The organism is Kitasatospora sp. NPDC087315, from assembly GCF_044744345.1.
Lineage (GTDB): Bacteria > Actinomycetota > Actinomycetes > Streptomycetales > Streptomycetaceae > Kitasatospora.
Map to the genome: position 1 here is coordinate 48527 of NZ_JBIUYD010000009.1, position 18130 is coordinate 66656.

13 protein-coding genes are annotated in these 18130 nt (G+C 73.3%); 9 read left to right on the top strand and 4 right to left on the bottom strand.

What is annotated here, in order from left to right:
• The first annotated feature begins 392 nt into the window (after nucleotides 1-392).
• Complete coding sequence (locus tag ACIO5D_RS14685) at nucleotides 393-779, top strand: DUF3040 domain-containing protein (protein WP_363607301.1); 387 nt, start codon at nucleotides 393-395, stop codon at nucleotides 777-779.
• A gap of 116 nt (nucleotides 780-895) precedes the next feature.
• On the opposite strand, the gene ACIO5D_RS14690 is transcribed toward ACIO5D_RS14685, so the two are convergent.
• The 4 genes from ACIO5D_RS14690 to ACIO5D_RS14705 all read right to left on the bottom strand — a co-directional run bounded on the left by ACIO5D_RS14690 (nucleotide 896) and on the right by ACIO5D_RS14705 (nucleotide 6576).
• Nucleotides 896-3346, bottom strand: coding sequence for a transglutaminaseTgpA domain-containing protein (locus ACIO5D_RS14690; RefSeq protein ID WP_400795307.1), 2451 nt, complete (start codon nucleotides 3344-3346; stop codon nucleotides 896-898).
• Nucleotides 3343-4662 (bottom strand): DUF58 domain-containing protein, encoded by a 1320-nt coding sequence (locus tag ACIO5D_RS14695; protein WP_400761559.1) that lies wholly within the window; start codon nucleotides 4660-4662, stop codon nucleotides 3343-3345. The genes ACIO5D_RS14690 and ACIO5D_RS14695 overlap by 4 nt, the downstream gene beginning before the upstream one ends.
• 1 nt (nucleotide 4663) lies before the next feature.
• A complete protein-coding gene (locus tag ACIO5D_RS14700; RefSeq protein WP_400656616.1) occupies nucleotides 4664-5710 on the bottom strand; it encodes an AAA family ATPase in 1047 nt (348 codons plus the stop codon).
• A 323-nt stretch (nucleotides 5711-6033) separates the two neighbouring features.
• Nucleotides 6034-6576 (bottom strand): carbonic anhydrase, encoded by a 543-nt coding sequence (locus tag ACIO5D_RS14705; RefSeq protein ID WP_363607304.1) that lies wholly within the window; start codon nucleotides 6574-6576, stop codon nucleotides 6034-6036.
• A 568-nt stretch (nucleotides 6577-7144) separates the two neighbouring features.
• Between ACIO5D_RS14705 and rsmH the strand changes: the two genes are divergently transcribed.
• From rsmH to ftsW, 8 genes are all read left to right on the top strand, one after another.
• A complete protein-coding gene (gene rsmH, locus ACIO5D_RS14710; protein WP_363607305.1) occupies nucleotides 7145-8119 on the top strand; it encodes a 16S rRNA (cytosine(1402)-N(4))-methyltransferase RsmH in 975 nt (324 codons plus the stop codon).
• A gap of 73 nt (nucleotides 8120-8192) precedes the next feature.
• Nucleotides 8193-8705 carry a cell division protein FtsL gene (locus ACIO5D_RS14715; RefSeq protein WP_363607306.1) on the top strand — a complete coding sequence of 171 codons (513 nt, stop codon included), beginning with the start codon at nucleotides 8193-8195 and terminating at the stop codon, nucleotides 8703-8705.
• A complete protein-coding gene (locus ACIO5D_RS14720; RefSeq protein ID WP_400795309.1) occupies nucleotides 8702-10882 on the top strand; it encodes a penicillin-binding transpeptidase domain-containing protein in 2181 nt (726 codons plus the stop codon). Before ACIO5D_RS14715 ends, ACIO5D_RS14720 begins: the two co-directional genes overlap by 4 nt.
• 93 nt (nucleotides 10883-10975) lie before the next feature.
• Nucleotides 10976-12541: a UDP-N-acetylmuramoyl-L-alanyl-D-glutamate--2,6-diaminopimelate ligase gene (locus ACIO5D_RS14725; RefSeq protein ID WP_400795311.1), complete on the top strand. Its 1566-nt coding sequence runs from the start codon at nucleotides 10976-10978 to the stop codon at nucleotides 12539-12541.
• Nucleotides 12538-13941: a UDP-N-acetylmuramoyl-tripeptide--D-alanyl-D-alanine ligase gene (gene murF / locus ACIO5D_RS14730; RefSeq protein ID WP_400761552.1), complete on the top strand. Its 1404-nt coding sequence runs from the start codon at nucleotides 12538-12540 to the stop codon at nucleotides 13939-13941. Before ACIO5D_RS14725 ends, murF begins: the two co-directional genes overlap by 4 nt.
• Nucleotides 13941-15002, top strand: a complete 1062-nt coding sequence (gene mraY, locus ACIO5D_RS14735) for a phospho-N-acetylmuramoyl-pentapeptide-transferase (protein WP_363607310.1) — start codon at nucleotides 13941-13943, stop codon at nucleotides 15000-15002. Before murF ends, mraY begins: the two co-directional genes overlap by 1 nt.
• Nucleotides 14999-16432 carry a UDP-N-acetylmuramoyl-L-alanine--D-glutamate ligase gene (gene murD / locus ACIO5D_RS14740; RefSeq protein ID WP_400795529.1) on the top strand — a complete coding sequence of 478 codons (1434 nt, stop codon included), beginning with the start codon at nucleotides 14999-15001 and terminating at the stop codon, nucleotides 16430-16432. Before mraY ends, murD begins: the two co-directional genes overlap by 4 nt.
• A gap of 321 nt (nucleotides 16433-16753) precedes the next feature.
• Nucleotides 16754-18130 carry a putative lipid II flippase FtsW gene (gene ftsW, locus ACIO5D_RS14745; RefSeq protein ID WP_400795313.1) on the top strand — a complete coding sequence of 459 codons (1377 nt, stop codon included), beginning with the start codon at nucleotides 16754-16756 and terminating at the stop codon, nucleotides 18128-18130.

Below are 18130 nucleotides of genomic sequence, written 5' to 3' on the forward strand. Positions count from 1 at the left end.
CTCCGCAGAGGTTTCGCACACCGTCCGCCGGGTGTCCGGCGGCGGTTCGCCCACCGGTCTCCTGCCGGTCGTCTCCGAAGGTCCCCAGGTCTCGGCCGATTCCATCGGATCGGGCACTTGTCCGGGGTGTGCGGCGTTGGGCACAGTGCGGCCGGGACCGGTCGGGGTGGCCCGGCCCACGCGAAGCCGACCACCCCGTAACAGGTCCGTGGACCGTATGATCTGGGTAAAGCCGGAAAGCATGACAGCCGGACGCATGGGGCATATGGACGACACGGGTCGGGTCCCCCCGCACAGGCGTCCGACCGCGTGCCCTGATGGCTGATTGGACTTGCCTCCCCGACCGGGGCGGCGGACCGGTCGCACCCGCGACCGACGAGTAGGAGGACTCCGTGCCGCTCTCGGAGCACGAGCAGCGACTGCTCGACCAGATGGAGCGAGCGCTGTATGCCGAAGATCCCAAATTCGCGTCGGCGCTTGAGGGAACCGGGCTGCGCACCTACACCCGTCGGCGGGTCTACCTGGCCGTCGGGGGATTCGTGGTGGGCATCGGCCTGCTGATGGGCGGAATGGTCGTCCCCGACCAGATCTGGGTCAGCATCGTCGGGTTCCTGGTGATGCTGGGGTGCGCGGTCTTCGCCGTGACGGGCTGGCGCCGTGGTCCGGCGAGCCAGGGCTCCGGCCCCCGGCCGGCCGCCGCGCCGCGCCGCAAGGCCGGGATGATGGACCGGGTCGAGCAGCGCTGGCAGCGCCGCCGGGACGAGCAGAGCGGGCTCTGAGCCGAAGGGCCGGAGCCGTCGGGGTCCACGGTTGAACGGCCACACCTGGAACAGCCGCAGAGGGCGGGCAGTCGGACCGACTGCCCGCCCTCTGCGTTCCGTCCCGGGGGCGTCCCTCAGGACTCCCCGGACTCCCCGCCGCCCTTCCGGCGCCGCAGCCCGCCCCAGGCCCGGCGTACCGGCCCGGTGACCGCCCCGGTCACCCGGGAGACCCGGCCACGGACGGCGAGCCGGGCGGCCAGCACGGCGTCGGAGATCCGCCACGACAACTGGGCCGAGGACGGCGGCAACAGCATCGCCCTGGTCCGGCCGGTCCGGCCGGCTCCGGCCCACAGGCCGTCCCGGGCGGTCCGGACGTCCGCCGCCAGCGGCGCGGCGATCCGGGCGTCGCGGGCGTAGAGCACCCGCTCGGCGGCCAGCGCCACCCGCCCGGCGGCCGCCGCCGAGGCCTCGTCCAGCTCGGCGGTCTCGGAGATCCGGCGGGCGGCGGACCTCGGGGTGCGCGACTCGTCCGGCGGGATGCCGAGGTCCCAGGCCGAGTCGACCAACTCGTCCCAGGCGGCCAGCACCTGTTCGTCGGTCAGCTCCGCGGGCCCGCTGCCGCCCGGCCGGCGGCGCCCGCCCGGACCGATCCGGCGCCGGCGCAGCATCGTCCGCCAGAACATCGGGGTGAGCAGCAGCGCGATCAGTACCAGGACCCCGGCGAGGGTGCCCAGCACCTGCCAGGACAGCAGCCAGGACTCCTCGTGGGCGCCGGCGGCGGTCTTCTTCCGGTCCTCGCACTCGCCCAGCCGACGCAGCCTGGGGTCGCAGTCGCTGCCGACGGAGGGCGCGGCCACCGGGGCCGTGCTCTGCGCGGCGGCGGTCGGCTGCTGGGTCGGAGCGGTGGCGGGGGCGGAGACCGGGTCGGCGTAACTGGGCTGCACGCCGCGGCTCTTGGTGGGCTCGAAGCGCGTCCAGCCGAAGCCCTCGAAGTACAGCTCGGGCCAGGCGTGGTACTTCTGCCCGGTCACCGAGAACTGGTTGCCGCCCTTGGCGTCGCCGGGGGTGAAGCCGACCGCGACCCGGGCGGGGATCTTCAGTGTGCGGGCCATCGCCGCCATGGTGGAGGCGAAGTGGACGCAGAAGCCCCTGCGGTCCCGCAGGAAGGTCTCGATCGCGGAGCTTCCGGTGCCCGGCTGGATCTTGGTGTCGTAGGTGAACTCGGGACCGGTGAACCACGACTGCAGGGCCAGCGCCTTGTCGTACGGGGTGCGCGCCTTCGCGGTGACGGCCAGCGCCTTCTCCGCGACGACCGGGGGCAGTTCCCTGGGCAGCTCGGTGTAGTGCTCGACGATCTGGGCCGGGGCGGCGGGCGCGGTGCGCAGCTCCGCGGCGGTCGGCCGTACGTCCAGGGCGCTGACCTGGTACTTCAGGCCCTTGATCGCCTTGTCCTTGGTGGGCTGCACGGTGCCGGTGAGGGCGTCCACCTGCCAGCTGTCGGGGTTGGGGACGGTGATGCTCCTGGCCGGGTAGGGCACCGGCAGCCAGGCCGACTCCAGCCGGTCGGTGACCTCGAAGTCGCCGTCGATCGTGGGGAGGTCGGCGTCGGTGAGCCCTGCGGGGCGGGGGAGGTTCTTGAGGTCACCCAGCCCGGTGCTCACGAGCTTCCACGAGGCGCCGTCGAAGGTGTCCAGCGAGCCGGTGCGCAGGTAGGTGGACTGGGCCTGGTCGCCGTCCATGCGGTAGTTGAGCAGCACCTCGTCGCTGGGGCTGTTGAACGCGGCCTCCAGCGTGACCAGCGGGTCCAGGCTGGCCGCGCCCCCGGAGCCGGAGCCCTTGCCCGAGCCCGGGCCGGACGTGCCGTGGATCAGGCCGGCGTCCCAGCGCGGCAGGAAGACCGGCAGCAGCAGGGCCAGCGCGAGGGCCAGTACACCGACCCGCTGGCCGCCCTGGCTGAGCGCGCCGGTGCCCCCGGTGCCGCGCGAGCTGCCGCGGAAGACCCGGCCCCAGCGGGAGACCCGGTCCTGGCCCTCGGCGAAGAGCAGCACCAGGTAGCCGCCGGCCGCCAGTGCGAACCAGATCCAGCTGCCGCCGCTGCCGGCCAGGCCGTTGCCGACCGAGTACAGGGCCAGCAGGGGCAGCCCGGCCAGCGCCGAGCGCCGGTAGGTCACCGCGACGGTGTCCACCACGACGGCGATCAGCCCGACGGAGGCGACCAGGATGAGCCGCAGGCCCGGGTTGGGCGGCGCCGGGATGGCGTACTCCTGGATGTCGTCCAGCCCGGTGCCGAGGACCTGGCCGAGGGTGTGCACCGACCGCGGCCCGGGCACGACGCCGCCCCACACGGCGGTGGAGCCGGCGAAGCCGACCAGCAGCAGGACGAACAGGACGAGGAGCTGCCCGAGCGGCACCGTCCAGCGGTAGAAGGGCGTCCGGCGCAGGCCTGCGCCGACCGCCGCGACCGCCGCGATCACCACGAAGGCGTTGATGATCCAGCTCTTGGTGGTGAGCAGCGGGGTCAGGCAGAGCGCGGCCAGTGCGGTGGCCAGCGCCGAGTACACGGTCAGTTTGGCCCGGGTGGTCACGCGCCGGCCTCTTCTCGGTAGGGGGAGGACGCCTTGGCCCGGTCGGCGGCCTGCCAGAGGTCGGGGGCGGAGTCCCCGGCGCGGACCGGCAGCACCGTCCAGCCGGCCTCGCGCAGCTGCTGGACGCGGGCGCGGAACTCGTCACCGCCGGTCTCGGGGGCGAGCAGCCGCAGGCCGGCCCAGGTGTCGGTGTCGAGCAGGAAGACCACGGCGCCGCCGGTCCGGCCGCGCAGCCGGGCCAGCCGGGCGGTCTGGGCCTCGTCCAGCTCGCCGAGGACGGCGACCAGCAGGCCCTCGCCGGAGGCCCGCAGCGGTTCCTCGGCGCGGGAGAGCCCGCCGCCGTCGGAGAGGTCGACCACCGCGAGCGCGTCCAGGATCAGACCGGAGGCGTCGGCCGCGGTGTTGCCGCCGGCGGCCGGGCCGGGCACGCAGTGGCCGGTGTCGGTGAGCAGCCGGGTCTGGTAGCCGCGTTCCAGCAGGTGGACGGCGACCGAGGCGGCGCAGCCGACCGCCCACTCGAAGGAGGACGCGGGGCCGTTGCCCCGGTGGCCGACCTCCCGGGTGTCCAGCAGGACGCTGGCCCGGGCCTTCTGCGGCTGCTCCTCGCGCCGCACCATCAGTTCGCCGTACCGGGCGGTGGACTTCCAGTGCACCCGGCGCAGGTCGTCACCGGGCCGGTACTCGCGCAGGATCACGTCGTCGTCCCCGGCCAGCGCGAGGGTGCGGGTGTGGCTCTCGCCCTGGCCGGCCCACTCGCCGCTCAGCCGCACGTGCGGCAGGGGCTGCGCCTGCGGGACGACGGTCAGGGTGTCGGAGGCGGTGAAGGAACGGTTCAGCTCGCACATCCCGAACGGGTCGGAGAGGCGCAGCTGGAGCGGGCCGAGCGGGTAGCGGCCGCGCAGGTCGGAGCGGACCCGGTAGGAGACCTCGCGGTTGCCGCGCGGCTCGACCCGGTCCAGGACGAAGCGCGGGCGCGGCCCGAGTACGTACGGGACCTTGTCCTCCAGCAGCAGCAGGCCGGTGGGCACCCGGGAGACGTTGTCGACCCGCAGATGGACCCGGGCCTCCTGGCCCGCGGTGGCGCGGCGCGGGCTGAGCCGGCGGCCGCTGGCCACCCGGTAGCGGGTGCTGGCCAGCAGCAGCGCGGCCGCCAGCGGCAGCGCGGCGAGCAGCACGCCCACGCGCAGCAGCGCGTCCTGGTCGAGGAGGTAGGCGCAGACCACCGCGGTCAGCCCGGCGGCGAGGAAGGAGCGGCCCCGGGTGGTGAGGCCGCGCAGGCCGGCGCGCAGGCCTGACGGTGCGTCGGACGGCCCCACCTCAGCCCCTCCGGACGGCCGGGCTGCCCTGCGGGCGCGGCAGCGGCAGCCGGGCGACCAGGTCGACCACGATCTGCTCGGCGGTACGGCGGCTGAGCTGGGTCTCCGCGGTCGGCATCAGACGGTGGGCGAGCACCGGGACGGCGAGCCGCTGGATGTCGTCCGGGGTGACGTAGTCGCGTCCGTCCAGGGCGGCGGCGGCGCGGGCGGCCCGCACCAGGTGCAGGGTGGCGCGCGGCGAGGCGCCGAGCCGCAGCTCGTGGCTGCTGCGGGTGGCGGCGACCAGGTCGACGGCGTAGCGGCGGACCGGCTCGGCGATGTGCACGGTGCGCACCAGCTCGATCAGCTTGAGGATGTCGGCGGCGTGCGCCACCGGCTGGAGGTCCTCCAGCGGGCTGGCACCGGCGTGCACGTCGAGCATCGCGAGCTCGGCCTCGGTGCTCGGGTAGCCGATCGAGATCCGGGCCATGAAGCGGTCCCGCTGGGCCTCCGGGAGGGGGTAGGTGCCCTCCATCTCGACCGGGTTCTGCGTGGCCACCACCATGAACGGCGAGGGCAGTTCGTAGCTGGTGCCGTCGATGGTGACCTGCCGCTCCTCCATCGACTCCAGCAGCGCGGACTGGGTCTTCGGCGAGGCCCGGTTGATCTCGTCGCCGACCACGATCTGGGCGAAGATCGCGCCCGGGCGGAACTCGAAGTCGCGCTGGTGCTGGTCGTAGATGTTGGTGCCGGTGACGTCGGAGGGCAGCAGGTCCGGAGTGAACTGGATGCGCCGCACGGTGCAGTCGACGGACCGGGCCAGCGCCTTGGCGAGCATGGTCTTGCCGACGCCGGGGACGTCCTCCAGCAGCAGGTGGCCCTCGGCGAGCAGGACGGTCAGCGCGATCCGGACGGCCTCCGGCTTGCCCTCGATCACGCTCTCGATGTTGGCGCGCACCCGGTCGACGACCGCGCCGAGCTCGGGCAGACCGGCCGGGTGGGCTTCCCCGGTCCGCCGGCCGCCTCCCGCACGACCTTCGAGACCGGCCTGATCGTTGTAGCTCGTCACCCGTTCGCTCCCTGGCACGCTGTGCCCGCCTCACCCCGAGACCGGCCCCCACCCCATGCTTGACGCGGCCCCTCCGGGAGCGGTTCCGAACAGGGAGCCGGTGCCGGGGTACGGCCTGCGGCCTGGCCGCCCCAGGTGGTTCGGGGTCAGACCGGCAGGCGCATTCTCCCCCGGGCGGTGGCCAGAAGTCACCATCCGGCCGGGAAGCACCGGGGAAGCGGTCAGGGGCGGAGCGGAAGCGCTCCGAGACGGTACGGGCGGACGCCCGGCGGGGCCCGGGCGACGCTGGCCGGGCCTGGACGTGGCCGGTGGGACGGGAGGGGTCAGCCGATCTCGCGGAGCAGCCCGGTGTGGACGTCGAAGACGAAGCCGCGCACGTCGTCCGTGTGGAGCAGGAACGGCGAGGTGCGGACCCGCTGCATGGACTGCCGGACGTCGCTGTCGAGGTCGGTGAAGGCCTCCACCGCCCACTGCGGGCGCTGGCCGACCTCCTGCGCCAGCTCGCGGCGGAAGTCCTCGGTGAGGCCCAGCAGGCCGCAGCCGGTGTGGTGGATCAGCGCGATCGAGCGGGTGCCCAGGGCGCGCTGACTGATGGTGAGCGAGCGGATGGTGTCGTCGGTGACGACGCCGCCGGCGTTGCGGATGACGTGGGCGTCGCCGAGTTCGAGGCCGAGCGCCGCGAACAGGTCGAGCCGGGCGTCCATGCACGCCACCACGGCGATCTTCTGGACCGGACGGGCGTCCATGCCCCCGTCGCGGAAGGTCACCGCGTACTCGCGGTTCGCCGCCACGAAGCGGTCGATGATGGTCGGCTTGGCGGAGCCGGCAGCGGCGGTCGGCGTGGGCCGGTCGGGGGTCACTGTCATGCTGGAGACGTTAGTGCGATTTCCGCGCTCGTGGTGGGGTGGGGGGCTACAGAGCGGGCGGCTGTGACCGAGCGCATATCCACAACGCGGCAGGTCCCGGAGGTGCTGGTCAGGGCGTTCTGACCCCATTCGTCCGGATTCTCGGAGGCCCGGCGGGCCGGTGTGCGGGGCAGTCCCACGCGCCTCCGGGGCTGCGCCGACGGCGGTCCGCCCCGGCGCTCGCGACCTGCGGCGATCCGTACCGCCGCCCGGGTGGTGCGCCGGAGCGGGCCATTGACTGACCGGGTGCGCGCGATAGAGTTGCCGCGCAGTGGAGCACACCCGCCGGACCCCGTCAACCGGGCCTTTCCGGCCGGTGCCGCGGTCGACGCGGCCCGTGGCCTCCACCCGCTCCGTGTCACCTGGCGCACCTTCCCCGGCGCCGGGCGGTCACGACCTTCCCCTTGAGCGGGCGGGGACCACGGGCCGCGTCACGGCCCCATGCGTCGGCTCCGGTGCGCGGTGGGCCAAAATGGTCGGAGCTCCCGGACATCGGGCTGCTTCGCACCGAGGAAGGGCGCCACCGCGCATGAGCACCAACGATCCGGCCCCCAAGCACGTCCCTGTGATGCTGCAGCGGTGCATGGACGCGCTGGCCCCGGCGATCTCGCGGCCGGGCGCCGTGGTGGTGGACGCCACCCTCGGCCTCGGCGGGCACAGCGAGGCCCTGCTGACCCAGTTCCCGGACGTCCGGCTGGTCGCGGTGGACCGTGACCCGGCCGCGCTGAAGCTCTCCGGCGAGCGCCTCGCCCCGTTCGGCGACCGGGCCACCCTGGTGCACGCCGTCTACGACGAGATCCCCGAGGTGCTGGAGCGGCTCGGCATCGCCGAGGTGCAGGGCATTCTGTTCGACCTCGGCGTCTCCTCGATGCAGCTGGACGAGGCGGAGCGCGGCTTCGCGTACGCCCAGGACGCCCCGCTGGACATGCGGATGGACCAGACCCGCGGCCTGAGCGCGGCCGAGGTGCTGAACACCTACAGTCACGGGCAGCTGGCCCGGATCCTCAAGGTCTACGGTGAGGAGCGGTTCGCGGGCAAGATCGCCTCGGTGATCGTGCGGGAGCGCGAGAAGGAACCGTTCACCACCAGCGCGCGTCTGGTCGATCTGGTACGCAACGCCATCCCGGCCGCCACCCGGCGCACCGGCGGGAACCCGGCCAAGCGCACCTTCCAGGCGCTGCGGATCGAGGTCAACGGCGAGCTGGAGGTGCTGGACCGCGCGATCCCGGGGGCGCTGGACGTGCTGGCGCTGGGCGGGCGGATCGCCGTGATGTCCTACCAGTCGCTGGAGGACCGTCTGGTCAAGCAGTACTTCGCGGCCGGGGCGACCAGCAGCGCCCCGCCCGGGCTGCCGTTCATCCCGGAGGAGCACCAGCCCTGGCTGAAGCTGATCACTCGCGGTGCCGAACTGGCTACCGAGGAGGAGATCGAGGAGAACCGGCGTGCCGCGCCCGTGCGGCTGCGGGTGGCGGAGAGGATCAGGGACCGAAGCACCCGGGGCTGACCAGGCTCCGGGGCGGTCCGAAGGGCGGAGGAAGAGCGTGGGGCCGGTGGCCGGAGGCGGGGCGGGGAGAGCAGTGCTCCCCGGACAGGGCGGCAGGGCGCGGATCACGGTCCGGCCGGGGCGGCGCTCCCGGGGGCGGACGCCGTTCGCCGTCCTGGTGGTGGTCCTGCTGGCGGCGGGGATGCTCGGGCTGCTCGCGCTGAACACCGCGCTCAACGAAGGCTCCTTCGAGCTGTCCAAGCTGCAGCGGCAGACCACGGTGCTCACCGACGAGCAGCAGGGCCTCCAGCACCAGATCGACCAGAGCTCCGCGCCGGACGCGCTCGCGCGCCGGGCCGGCGAGCTGGGCATGGTGCCGGCCGGCGGGATGGCCTTCCTCGATCTCCAGAACGGCGGCACGGTGATCGGCAAACCCGGTCCGGCCCAGGACAGCCCCCCGGTGAAGCGGTCCACCGCCGAACCGTGGCCGGGCAGGCAGCCCGCGCCGAGTGCGCAGCAGAGCGCCCCGGCGCCGGCGGCCACCGTCGGTGACGGCACCGTCCAGATCAACCCGGCGCCGCCCGCGAGCGGAGGTGCGGGCCGATGAGCACGCCCCGACAGCCCACCGGCGGCACGGGCGGCCGGCGGCCGCCCGCCCCGCGCGGCCAGTCCGGCAAGGCCCAGCCCGGCAAGGCGCAGCCGGCCAAGCCCCAGTCCGCGCGGTCGAAGCAGCCCCCGAAGACCCAGGCGCCCAAGGGGCAGCCCCCCAGGGCGCAGCAGCCGTCCGCCGCGAGGACGCCCCGGGCCCCGCAGCAGCGCCGCCCGGAGGGCCGCCCGACGGCCCGGGGTCAGGCGGGCGCCAAGCCGCGCCCCAGGCCCCGCCCGCCGCAGCGGCCGAAGGGGATCCGGCTGGCCGACCCGCGCCGCCGGCTGCGGGTGATCACCGTCGTGATGTCGCTGGTGTTCTCGGTGTTCGCCGGCCGCCTGGTCCAGCTCCAGCTGCTGGACTCGGACGCGCTGGCCGCCGACGCCAACACCAACCGCTACCAGAGCATCCCGATCACCGCCGAGCGCGGCTCGATAACGTCCGCCGACGGCGTGGCGCTGGCCACCACCGTCGACGCGTACGACATCACCGCCGACCCGGCCATGTTCACCCCGGCGTCCTCCGGGATCCCGGACGCGCCGGAACAGGCGGCCGCGCTGCTGGCACCGATCCTCGGCCTGCCCAAGGAGAAGATCGCCGCCGACCTGCACACCCCCAAGACGCGCTACAAGCGGCTCGCCGCCCAGCAGACCCCGGACACCAAGAACCAGATCAGCGACCTCAAGTCGAGCCTGGAGAAGAAGGCGAACTCCAAGGCCTGCCTGGCCCAGAAGCGGCTGCTGAACAAGCCGGCCGAGGAGGGCGGGCGGACCAGGGTGGACAACGAGTGCGCCAACCCGCTGGCCGGGGTCTTCAACCGGGACACCCAGAAGCGGGTCTACCCCTCGGACGGCCTCGCCGCCAACCTGGTCGGCTTCGTCAACGCCGAGGGCGAGGGCGCCGGCGGCCTGGAGCAGCAGTACCAGAAGCAGCTGGCCGGCAAGGAGGGCCACAGCAGCTACGCCCAGGCGGGCGGCCGGCTGGTGCCCACCGCCGGGGGCTCGCTGGACCCGGCCGTGCCCGGCACCGACCTGCGGCTGACCATCAACCGGGACATCCAGTGGGCCGCCCAGCGGGCCATCACCGACCAGGTCGCCAACTCCGGGGCGGAGAAGGGCTATGTGATCGTCCAGGACGTGAAGACCGGTCAGGTGCTGGCGATGGCCTCCTCGCCCGGCTTCAACCCCAACGACCTGAGCACGGCCAGGTCCTCCCAGCTCGGCAACCCCGCGCTGCAGGACGCGTACGAGCCCGGCAGCACCGCCAAGCTGATGACCATGGCCGCCGTGCTGGACTCCGGCAAGGCGACCTGGGACACCAAGGTCACCGTCCCCAACCGGCTGGTCCGGGCCGGCCAGGAGTTCAAGGACGACATCGACCACAGCACCTGGTACCTGACGCTGGCCGGGGTGCTCGCCAAGTCCTCCAACATCGGTACCATCGAGGCCGCCGAGACGCTCGGCGCCGACCAGGCCGAGGCCAACCGGATCCTCGACGGCTACATGCGCAAGTTCGGCGTCGGCGAGCCCACCGGTCTCGGCTTCCCCGGGGAGACCGCCGGAGGGCTCAAGAAGCCGGAGGACCTGGTCGCGTCGGAGAAGTACAACATCTCGTTCGGCCAGGGCCCGCTGACGGTCAACGCGCTGCAGGCCACCTCCGTCTACTCCACGATCGCCAACGGGGGCGTGCGGGTGGCGCCCAGCGTCGTCCAGGGCACCACCGCGCCCGACGGGAAGTACACCCCGGCCGCGCCCGGCGCGGAGTCCCGGGTGGTCAGCGAGCAGACCGCCAAGACCCTCACCGAGATGCTGGAGTCGGTCGTCTCCGACGAGCAGGGCACCGGCGGCAAGGCGGCCATCCCCGGCTACCGCATCGCGGGCAAGACCGGTACGGCCAACCGGGGGGCGGCGAACGGCAAGGGCTACGACGGCTACACCGCGTCCTTCATCGGCTTCGCCCCCGCCGACGCTCCCCGGGTGACCGTCTCCTGCGTGCTCCAGGGCCCGGTCAACGGCCACTTCGGCGGCCAGCTCTGCGGTCCGGTGTTCAAGCAGGTGATGGAGTTCACCCTGAAGACCCTGCAGGTGCCGCCGAGCGGTAGCGAGGCGCCCAACCTGGCCGTCGAGTGGAAGCCGTGATCGACCATGAGCAACGAGCGGGCGGGGTGGGACGACGGCGCGGCGAGGGCCCGGTTTGGCCCTGGACACCCTTCGGCGGATAGCCTTCCCGCCGTGCCGAAACCCGATCAAATCACCGTGAGCCCGCCCCGCCCGGCCGAGACGGCCGCCCTGCCGCTCGCCGAGCTGGCCCGTCTGCTGGGCCTCGCGCCCGTCGAGGGAGGCCCGGTCACCGGCGTCACCCACGACTCCCGCGCGGTGCGCCCGGGCGACGTGTACGTGGCCTTCCCGGGCGCCAACCACCACGGCGCGGCCTTCGCGGCCCAGGCCGCCGCGGCGGGCGCGGTGGCGCTGCTCACCGACCCGCCCGGCGCCGAGCTGGCGGCCGGCACCGGCCTGCCGCTGCTGGTGGTCGACCGGCCGCGGGCCCGGATGGGCGAGCTGGCGGCCGCCGTCTACGGCCGGCCCTCCGAGCGGCTGCTGATGCTCGGGCTGACCGGTACCAACGGCAAGACCACCACGTGCTACCTGGTCGAGGGCGGCCTGCGTGGCGCCGGGCGCAACCCCGGGGTGATCGGCACGGTCGAGATGCGGGTCGGCAGCGAGCGGATCAAGAGCGAGCGGACCACCCCCGAGGCCACCGACCTGCACGCGATCCTCGGCGTGATGGGCGAGCGCGGCGCGGACGCGGTGACCATGGAGGTCTCCAGCCACGCGCTGGTCTTCGGCCGCACCGACGGGGTGACGTACGACGTCGCCCTGTTCAACAACCTCACCCCCGAGCACCTCGACTTCCACCCGGACATGGAGGACTACTTCCAGGCCAAGGCCCGGCTCTTCCAGCCCGGCAAGTCCCGGCGCGGCGTGGTCAACCTGGACGACCAGTACGGGCGCAGGCTGGCCGCCGAGGCGAAGATCCCGGTGGCCTCGTTCTCCGCCAACGGCGCGCCCGAGGCCGACTGGCGGGCCGTGGACGTCCAGCTCGGCCCGGTGGGCTCGACCTTCCGGGTGCTGGGCCCCGACGGCGCCGAGGCCGACGCCGCCGTCCCGCTGCCCGGTCCGTTCAACGTCGCCAACGCGCTGGCCGCGATCACCGTGCTGGTCACCGCCGGGCTGCCGCTGGAGCAGGCCGTCGCCGGGATCGCCGCGGTGCCCGGGGTACCGGGCCGGCTGGAGCGGGTGGACGCCGGACAGCCGTTCGTCGCGGTGGTCGACTACGCGCACAAGCCCGACGCGCTGCAGGCCGTCCTCGCCTCGCTGCGCGAGGTCACCAAGGGCCGGCTGCACGTGGTGGTCGGCTGCGGCGGCGACCGCGACCCGCACAAGCGCGCCCCGATGGGCGCCATCGCCGCCAGGCTGGCCGACACCGCCCTGCTGACCAGCGACAACCCGCGCAGCGAGGACCCGGTGGCGATCCTCGCCACCATGCTGACCGGCGCCGCCTCGGTGCCGGAGGCCGAGCGCGGGGCCGTCCTGGTCGTCCCCGACCGCGCCGAGGCGATCCACCTCGCGGTGGCCCGCGCCCAGGCCGGGGACACCGTGCTGGTGGCCGGCAAGGGCCATGAGCTCGGCCAGTACGTACGAGACGAGATCCGCCCCTTCGACGACCGGGAGGTGCTGCGCGAATCCATCACGCAGACCACGGCCGCCCGGGGCACCGGAGGAGTAGAGCAGCCGTGATCGCACTGACCCTGGCCGAGGTGGCCGCAGCAGTCGGAGGCACCCTGGACGGCGCCGACCCCGCGACCCCGGTGACCGGCCCGGTCGAGGTCGACTCCCGCAAGGTGCGCCCCGGCTGCCTGTTCGCGGCCTTCGCCGGCGAGCACGTGGACGGACACGACTACGCGGAGCGGGCCGTCGCGGCCGGCGCCGTCGCGGTGCTGGCCTCCCGGCCGGTCGGTGTGCCCGCCGTGCTGGTCGACAGCGTGGTGGACGCGCTGGGCAAGCTGGCCCGGACCGTGGTCGCCCGGGCCGAGGCGACCACCGTGGTGGCGCTGACCGGCTCGGCCGGCAAGACCAGCACCAAGGACCTGATCGCCCAGCTGCTCCAGCGCCTGGGCGACACCGTCTACCCGCCCGGCTCGCTCAACAACGAGATCGGGCACCCGATGACCGCGCTGCGGGTCGAGCCCGGCACCCGGCACCTGGTGATGGAGATGGGCGCCCGGCACAAGGGCGACATCGAGTACCTCACCTCGATCACCCCGCCCCGGATCGGCCTGGTGCTGAACGTCGGCACCGCGCACGTCGGCGAGTTCGGCTCCCAGGAGGCGATCGCCGAGGCCAAGGGCGAGCTGGTCGAGGCACTGCCCGCGGACGGCGCCGCGATCCTCAACGCCGACGACCGGCTGGTGCGCGCGATGGCGGCCCGGACCAGGGCCAGGGTGGTGCTGTTCGGGGAGTCGCCGGACGCCCACGTCCGCGCACAGGATGTTCGCCTGGACTCCACCGGGCGGCCATCGTTCACGCTGACCACCCCGGCCGGTTCCGCACCCGTGCAGCTGCGCCTGTACGGTGAGCACCACGTCTCGAACGCCCTCGCCGCCGCAGCGGTGGCGGTGGAGCTCGGGATGTCCGTCGACGACGCCGCCGAAGCGCTGAGCGAGGCGGGTGCGCTGTCCCGCTGGCGCATGGAGGTCGTCGACCGGGCCGATGGTGTCACCGTCGTCAATGACGCCTACAACGCGAACCCCGACTCGATGCGGGCCGCGCTGCGGGCGCTGGTCTCGATGGGAGGGCGCGGCCCGGAGCGCCGCCGTACCTGGGCGGTGCTCGGCGAGATGCGGGAGCTCGGCGAGGAAAGCCTGGCCGAGCACGACGCCATCGGGCGGCTCGCGGTCCGGCTCGACGTCACCAAGCTGGTGGCGGTCGGCGGGCGTGAGGCGGCCTGTATGGAACTGGGCGCTAGGAACGAAGGTTCGTGGGGTGAGGAGTCGGTGCTGGTGTCCGACGCGGACGCGGCGGTCGAGTTGCTGCGCAGTCAGCTGCGGCCGGGGGATGTGGTCCTGGTGAAGGCGTCCCGTTCGGTGGGGCTGGAGAAGGTGGCCGAAACGCTGCTCGCGGACGGTGCGGCCAACTGATGAAGCAGATCCTCTTCTCCGGCATGATCGGCCTGGTCCTGTCGCTGCTCGGCACCCCGGCCCTGATCAAGCTGCTCGCCAAGCACGGCTACGGCCAGTACATCCGTGACGACGGCCCCAAGGCCCACCACAGCAAGCGCGGCACGCCCACGATGGGCGGTATCGCCTTCATCCTGGCGACGCTGATCGCCTACTTCGCGACCAAGGCGATAACGGGCGAGACCCCGACCGCCTCCGGTCTGCTGGTGCTGTTCCTGACGGTGGGTCTGGGCCTGGTCGGCTTCCTGGACGACTACATCAAGGTCGTCAAGCGCCGTTCGCTCGGCCTGCGGGCCAAGGCGAAGCTGTTCGGCCAGTCCTTCGTCGGCCTCGCCTTCGCGATCCTCTCGCTGCAGTTCGCCGACGACCGCGGGCTCACCCCGGCGTCCCAGCACCTCTCCTTCGTACGGGACTTCAGCTGGTCCGTCGGCCCGGTGCTGTTCGTCATCTGGGCCTACTTCATGATCGCCGCGATGTCGAACGGCGTGAACCTGACGGACGGTCTGGACGGCCTGGCCACCGGCGCCTCGGTGATGGTCTTCGGCGCCTACACCTTCATCGGCGTCTGGGAGTACGGCCAGAGCTGCGCCTACTCGATCTCCGCCACCGCCAACTGCTACGACGTCCGCGACCCGCTGGACCTCGCGGTGGTCGCCGCCGCCCTGATGGGCTCGTGCTTCGGCTTCCTCTGGTGGAACACCTCGCCGGCCAAGATCTTCATGGGCGACACCGGCTCGCTGGCCCTCGGCGGCGCCCTGGCCGGCCTCGCGATCTGCTCGCGCACCGAGATGCTGCTCGCGCTGCTCGGCGGCCTCTTCGTGATCATCACCCTGTCGGTGATCATCCAGGTCGGCTCGTTCCGGATGACCGGAAAGCGCGTCTTCAAGATGGCGCCACTGCAGCACCACTTCGAACTCAAGGGCTGGAGCGAGGTCCTGATCGTGGTCCGGTTCTGGATCATCCAGGGCCTCTGCGTGGCCGTCGGTCTCGGCCTCTTCTACGCGGGATGGGTGACCGGATGACCGACCTCGCCTGGGCCGGACTGCCGGTCACCGTCGCCGGGCTCGGCGTCTCCGGCATCAGCGCCGCCCGCGTGCTGCGCGGCCTCGGCGCCCGGGTCACCGTCGTGGACGGCGGCTCCGGCGAGGGCCTGAAGGCCCGCGCGGACGAGCTGGAGCAGCAGGGCGTCACCGTCCGCCTCGGCGACGGCGACACTCTGCCCGAGGGCACCCGGCTGGTCGTCACCTCGCCCGGCTGGCCGCCCAGCAGCCCGCTGTTCGCCGCCGCCGAGGCGGCCGGCGTGGAGGTCTGGGGCGACGTCGAACTGGCCTGGCGGCTGCGCAAGCCGCTGGAGTCCACCGGCGAGCCCGCCCCCTGGCTGGCCGTCACCGGCACCAACGGCAAGACCACCACCGTCCAGATGCTCGCCTCGATCCTCACCGCCGCCGGCAGGCGCACCGCCGCCGTCGGCAACGTCGGGGTCTCGGTGCTGGACGCGGTGCTCGCCGAGGAGCCGTACGACGTGCTCGCCGTCGAGCTCTCCAGCTACCAGCTGCACTGGGCTCCCTCGCTGCGCCCGTACTCGGCGGCCGTGCTCAACCTGGCGCCCGACCACCTCGACTGGCACGGCTCGATGGAGGCGTACGCCGCCGACAAGGGCCGGATCTACGAGGGCAACGTCGTCGCCTGCGTCTACAACCTGGCCGACCCGGCCACCGAGGCGCTGGTCCGCGAGGCCGACGTCGAGGAGGGCTGCCGGGCGATCGGTTTCGGCCTCGGCTCGCCCGGCCCGTCGAACTTCGGCGTGGTGGACGGCCTGCTGGTGGACCGGGCCTTCGTGCCGGACCGCGCCAAGAGCGCCGCCGAGCTGGGCTCCGTCGAGGACGTGAACCCGCCGGCCCCGCACAACGTCGCCAACGCGCTCGCCGCCGCCGCGCTCGCCCGGGCGTACGGCGTCGAGCCGGCGGCCGTCCGTGAGGGCCTGCGGGCCTTCCGGCCGGACGCCCACCGGATCGCCGAGGTCGGCGTGGTCGGCGGGGTCACGTACATCGACGACTCCAAGGCCACCAACACCCACGCCGCGGCGGCCTCGCTGGCCGCCTACCGGCCGATCGTCTGGATCGCCGGCGGACTGGCCAAGGGCGCCACCTTCGACGACCTGGTCCAGGGCGCGGCCGAGCGGCTACGCGCCGCCGTGCTGATCGGTGAGGACCGCGCGCTGATCCGCGAGGCGCTGGCGCGACACGCGCCGGATGTCCCGGTGATCGAGGCGGCCGAGGGCCAGACTGGCGCGGTGGCGATGGCCGAAGTGGTTCGTACGGCCGCGTCACTCGCCCAATCGGGTGACACGGTGCTGCTGGCCCCGGCCTGCGCCTCGATGGACATGTTCACCAACTACGGCGAGCGCGGCGACCTCTTCGCCGCCGCCGTCCGGGAGCTGGCGGACAGCTGAGCGCATGGCTCGTGAGCCGAAGGGCCGCGCCGGTGTCGAGAGGGATGGAGCGAGGAGGCCCTGAGGTACGGGGGGTCTTGGAGCGGTGCATGGCTCGTGAGCCGAAGGGCCGCGCCGGTGTCGAGAGGGATGGAGCGAGGAGGCCCTGAGGTACGAGGGGTCTTGGAGCGGTGCATGGCTCGTGAGTCGAAGGGCCGCGCCGGTGTCGAGAGGGATGGAGCGAGGAGGCCCTGAGGTACGAGGGGTCTTGGAGCGACGACCGTCGGCACCGGATCCGAGCGGCCCGGAGGCGAGCGAGCCGTAGAAGAAGGAGAGCAGGGCGTGGTGGCGGGTCAGGGCAGGGAGGGCGGCTCCGGTGCGCCGGAGCAGGGCGCCGCCAACCCGTGGCGGGTGATCTCGGCCACTACGACCGCGTACAAGTCCGCCGGCCCGGTGGCCCGGGTGCAGGCCTTCCGGGCCCGGCTCCGGTACGCCCTGGACCGCCCGCTCACGCCCTATCTGCTGATCATCGGCTCGACGCTGCTGCTGGTCGTGCTCGGCCTGCTGATGGTCTTCTCGGCCTCGCAGATCCTCGCCCTGGGCCAGCACCACTCGGCCCAGTACTACTTCCTCAAGCAGCTGATCGCCGCCCTGCTGGGCCTGGTGCTGCTGATCGGCTTCGCCTCCGTGCCGCTGGCGGTGCTGCGGGTGATCGTCTACCCCGTGATGTTCGGTGTGATCGGCGCGCTGGCCCTGGTCGCCATCCCCGGGATCGGGATGGAGATCAACGGCAACCGGAACTGGCTGGATTTCGGCTTCTTCCAGTTCCAGCCGTCCGAGTTCGCCAAGCTGGCCCTGGTGCTCTGGGGCGCGGACCTGCTGGCCCGCAAGCAGAAGGCCGGCACCCTGAGCCAGTGGAAGCACCTGTTGGTGCCGCTGGTGCCGGGTGCGCTGCTGCTGCTCGCGCTGATCATGGTCGGCGGGGACATGGGCACCTCGATGATCCTGGTCGCCATGCTGTTCGCGATGCTCTGGATGGTCGGCGCCCCGCTGCGGCTGTTCGTCGCCACCGTCGGCGTCGCCGTCGTGGTCTGCACCGCGCTGGTGGTCACCGTGCCGCACCGGGCCGAGCGGCTCGGCTGCATCGGCGTCACCAAACTCGATCCCGAGGGGGCCTGCTTCCAGGCCCTGCACGGCGTCTACTCGTTCGCGCTCGGCGGTCCGTTCGGTTCCGGCCTCGGTGCCGGCGTCGAGAAATGGGGCCAGCTGCCCGAGGCGCACACCGACTTCATCTTCGCCGCGACGGGCGAGGAACTCGGTCTGGTGGGGACGCTGTCGGTGATCGGTCTCTTCTCGGCACTAGGCTACGCGGGTATCCGTGTGGCCATCGGTACGAAGGATCCCTTCGTCAGGTACGCCGCGGGAGCCGCCACCACCTGGATCATGGCGCAGGCCATGATCAACCTGGGGTCGGCGCTGGGACTGCTGCCCATCGCGGGCGTCCCGCTCCCGCTGTTCTCCTACGGCGGTTCCGCCATGCTGTCGGCCATGTCCGCGATCGGTGTGCTGCTCTGCCTCGCACGCAGCACCTCGGGCGCGAAGGCGGCCCTGGCCGCCCGGAGCAAGAACTCCCGGATCAGGAGACGACTGGCCCGGGTGCTGCCACGACGACGAACCACAGCGCGCCCGGCCCCGCGGCCGGCACGCAGGGAGCGGTGA

What these genes read in the sequence shown, in the direction of transcription:
- mraY (WP_363607310.1), top strand. Translation starts at nt 13,941, where the DNA reads ATGAAGCAGATCCTCTTCTCCGGCATGATCGGCCTGGTCCTGTCGCTG.
- ACIO5D_RS14705 (WP_363607304.1), bottom strand. Translation starts at nt 6,576, where the DNA reads ATGACAGTGACCCCCGACCGGCCCACGCCGACCGCCGCTGCCGGCTCC.
- rsmH (WP_363607305.1), top strand. Translation starts at nt 7,145, where the DNA reads ATGAGCACCAACGATCCGGCCCCCAAGCACGTCCCTGTGATGCTGCAG.
- murD (WP_400795529.1), top strand. Translation starts at nt 14,999, where the DNA reads ATGACCGACCTCGCCTGGGCCGGACTGCCGGTCACCGTCGCCGGGCTC.
- ACIO5D_RS14720 (WP_400795309.1), top strand. Translation starts at nt 8,702, where the DNA reads ATGAGCACGCCCCGACAGCCCACCGGCGGCACGGGCGGCCGGCGGCCG.